The sequence below is a fragment of the Pseudomonas sp. SST3 genome (assembly GCF_003325755.1).
In genome coordinates this window covers 1-3,453 of the sequence record NZ_QORI02000175.1, presented here as the reverse complement: position 1 = coordinate 3,453, position 3,453 = coordinate 1, and the positions used below count along the sequence as shown (strand labels likewise).

The following is a 3,453-nucleotide window of genomic DNA, read 5'->3' as shown; positions in this document are numbered from 1 at the left end:
GCTTTGATTTCCCGGTAGCGCTTTTCCAGTTCCTGGCGAATCTGCCGACGTTGCTGAGCCTGCACAAAGCGGCGCTTGTCCTCGCTGTTCTGCGGCTGCAAGGGCGGTACGGCGGCAGGTTTGCGCTGGTCGTCCACGGCCACCATGGTGAAGAAGCAGCTGTTGGTATGGCGCACCGAGCGTTCGCGGATATTCTCGGTCACCACCTTGATGCCCACTTCCATCGACGTATTGCCGGTGTAGTTGACTGACGCCAGGAAGGTCACCAGCTCACGACATGAATCGGCTCGCGAAAAATCACCTGGTCCACCGACAGCGTGACCACATAACGACCGGCATAACGGCTGGCGCAGGCGTAGGCCACTTCGTCGAGGTACTTGAGCAGCGTGCCGCCGTGCACATTGCCAGAGAAGTTGGCCATGTCAGGGGTCATCAGTACCGTCATCGACAGCTGGGCGTTTCCGGGTTCCATAGCACACTCACGGGTTGTAGGCATTGGTTGGGGGGAGGCACCTCTGCGGGTACTCAAAGTCTTTGCAGCGCCATCCCTAACGGGACGCCGTCAGGCGGCTTGCCGTCACGCGCGCAGCGATCTGTTTCCATATATTGCACCGGCTTTCCAGCAGAAGTCGCGGTGTTACCCTTCAAAAGCCCTTCTCAGGGCTTTTCTTACGATCAAGGCAGACTTTTCCGACCCTTCAAAGGCGCGGCCGGAAGTGGGAAAAGCGCCGGCACCCTCAAGGAGCCCCTCGTCATGCACGCCATCAGCTTTATCCAGGACTTGGCCGTGATCATGCTGGTGGCAGGGGTGGTCACTATCCTGTTTCACCGCTTCAAGCAGCCGGTGGTGCTGGGCTACATCGTTGCCGGCTTCATTATCGGCCCCCACACCCCGCCGTTTGGCCTGATCCACGATGAAGACACGATCAAGACCCTGGCGGAGCTGGGGGTCATCTTTCCTGATGTTCTGCCTGGGCCTGGAATTCAGCCTGCGCAAGCTATTCAAGGTAGGGGCCACGGCGTTTATCGCGGCGTTCCTGGAAATCGTGTTGATGATCTGGATCGGCTACGAGATCGGCCGCTGGTTCGACTGGAGCACTATGGACTCGCTGTTCCTCGGCGCGATCCTGGCAATCTCCTCGACCACCATTATCGTCAAGGCCCTCAACGACCTGAAGATGAAAGACCAGCGGTTCGCCCAGCTGATTTTCGGCGTGCTGATTGTGGAGGACATCCTGGGTATCGGCATCATTGCGTTGCTGTCGAGCATTGCGGTGAGTGGCACGGTCAGCTCCGGCGAGGTGTTCTCCACGGTCGGCAAGCTCTCGCTGTTCATGATTGTCGCCCTGGTGATTGGGATTTTGCTGGTGCCGCGCCTGCTGGCTTATGTGGCCAAGTTTGAAAGCAACGAGATGCTGCTGATCACTGTATTGGGGCTGTGCTTCGGTTTTCTGCCTGTTGGTGGTGAAGTTGGAATACAGCATGGTGCTCGGAGCCTTTTTGATCGGCGCAATCATGGCTGAATCCCGCCAGTTGATTAAGATCGAGGGTCTGATCGAGCCCGTTCGCGACATGTTCAGCGCAATTTTCTTCGTGGCGATTGGCTTGATGATCGACCCGCAGATTCTGCTGCAATACGCCTGGCCCATTGCGGTGATCACCGTGGCCGTGGTGCTGGGCAAGATGCTGTCGTGCGGGCTGGGCGCGTTTATCGCCGGCAACGATGGTCGCACCTCGCTGCGGGTTGGTATGGGGCTGTCACAAATTGGCGAGTTTTCTTTCATCATCGCGGCGCTGGGGATGACCCTGCAGGTCACCAGCGACTTTCTGTATCCCGTGGCGGTGGCCGTTTCGGCGATCACCACACTGCTGACGCCCTACCTGATTCGCGGGGCCGACCCGCTATCATTGAAGATCGCCGCACTGATGCCCACGCGAATGAGCCGAGTGTTCGGCATGTATGGAGAATGGTTGCGCAGCATTCAGCCCCAGGGCGAGGGGGCGATGTTGGCCGCGATGGTCCGCAAGATCATCCTGCAAGTCGGGGTAAACCTGGCATTGGTGATCGCAATCTTCTTTGCCGGCAGCTTTTTCGCAGGGCGCATCGGTGGGTATCTGGAAGGCTGGGTCAGCGATCAAAGCTGGCAGAAGGCGTTGATCTGGGGCGGGGCGCTGCTAGTGTCGTTGCCGTTTCTGATTGCGGCGTATCGCAAGCTCAAGGCGCTGTCGATGCTGCTGGCGGAGATGAGCGTGAAGCCAGAGATGGCCGGGCGTCATACCCAGCGTGTGCGAAGGGTGATTGCGGAGCTGATCCCCCTCTTGTCGCTGCTGGTGATCTTCCTGCTATTGGCAGCCTTGTCGGCCAGTATTCTGCCGACCAACAAGTTGCTGGTGTTGATTGCCGTGGTCACGGCGGCGGTGGCTGCAGTGCTCTGGCGCTGGTTTATCCGTGTGCATACGCGGATGCAGGTTGCGTTGCTGGAGACGCTGGACAACCACAAGGATACGGAACACTGACTGGCGTTGGCGGGGGCTGCTTTGCAGCCCAGCGGGAGCAAGCTCCCTCGCCACAAAAGCTATCAAGTATCAGCTTTCCAGCCAGACGTCCCGTGCCCAGTGCCACACCGATTCCCAGGTTTCTTCGGTGACCAATTCTTCTTCGGCGGACCACAACACCACGGTGCCGTCTTCTTCGACGCAGTAGTAGTCGTCGCCGTCCTGGCAGATCGGGATCAGGCTGCGATCAACACCGGCATCCCAGGCGTTGGCCGCGACGTCCGGCAGGTAAGTGTGGGACTGCGGGTCGGTGACGGTCACTGGCTCCAGGCTGCCATAGACTACGTCGCTGACGGTCAGCAAGAATTCACGGAAGACAAAGGGGATGTCGATGAACAGTTGTTCCTCGATTTCCACCAGCAGGTCTTCGTCAGGTAGCTCCAAAGGAACCGGGACCGGTTCGTTGGCTTCACGCAGTTGTTCGATGATTTCTTCCACGGCCGGGATCCTCTTGCTAGATGGCGCGGTTTATAGGGGCGTTTTATACAGTAGCTCGCTATAAGTGCAACCGTGAAATAGAAAACCCCGGACATGTCCGGGGTTTTTGTTACCGCTTGCTCAAACGCGCAGGTATTAGCCGTTCTGGCGGATACCGGCGACCAGCCATGGCTGGTCGTCGCCCTGGGCGCGTTCCATGTTCCAGCTTTCGCTGAACACTTCGCCCTGGTCGAAACGCGAGGACTTCGACACACCGCTGAAGGTCAGGGTGGCGATGGTCTTGTCGGCACGATCGTCCACGCCATCGAGCTGTACGCGCAGGTCGTCGATGTAGGTCGACTGGAAGGCGTCACCGATCTCGGCACGTTCGCGCTTGAGGAACTCCAGCAGTTGCGGGGTCACGAACTCGGAGATCTTGTCCATTTCGTTGGCATCCCAGTGCTGCTGCAGGGACTGGAA

General features: G+C 58.7%; 2 protein-coding genes and 3 pseudogenes. 1 reads left to right on the top strand and 4 read right to left on the bottom strand.

What is annotated here, in order from left to right; all coding sequences use genetic code 11:
- Positions 1–472, bottom strand: a pseudogene (locus DQ405_RS27975) (acyl-CoA thioesterase); the annotation flags it as partial.
- Between the two features lie 165 nt (positions 473–637).
- On the bottom strand, positions 638–913 hold the full coding sequence (locus DQ405_RS28405) for a hypothetical protein (RefSeq protein WP_342030470.1): 276 nt from the start codon (positions 911–913) through the stop codon (positions 638–640).
- Here DQ405_RS28405 and DQ405_RS26025 point away from each other — a divergent pair.
- A pseudogene (locus DQ405_RS26025) lies at positions 794–2,517 on the top strand (cation:proton antiporter). The gene DQ405_RS28405 and the pseudogene DQ405_RS26025 overlap by 120 nt on opposite strands.
- Positions 2,518–2,586: 69 nt before the next feature.
- Here DQ405_RS26025 and DQ405_RS26020 read toward each other — a convergent pair.
- Positions 2,587–2,994 carry an SMI1/KNR4 family protein gene (locus DQ405_RS26020; RefSeq protein WP_014720555.1) on the bottom strand — a complete coding sequence of 136 codons (408 nt, stop codon included), beginning with the start codon at positions 2,992–2,994 and terminating at the stop codon, positions 2,587–2,589.
- A gap of 135 nt (positions 2,995–3,129) precedes the next feature.
- Positions 3,130–3,453: pseudogene (locus tag DQ405_RS26015) on the bottom strand (hypothetical protein); the annotation flags it as partial.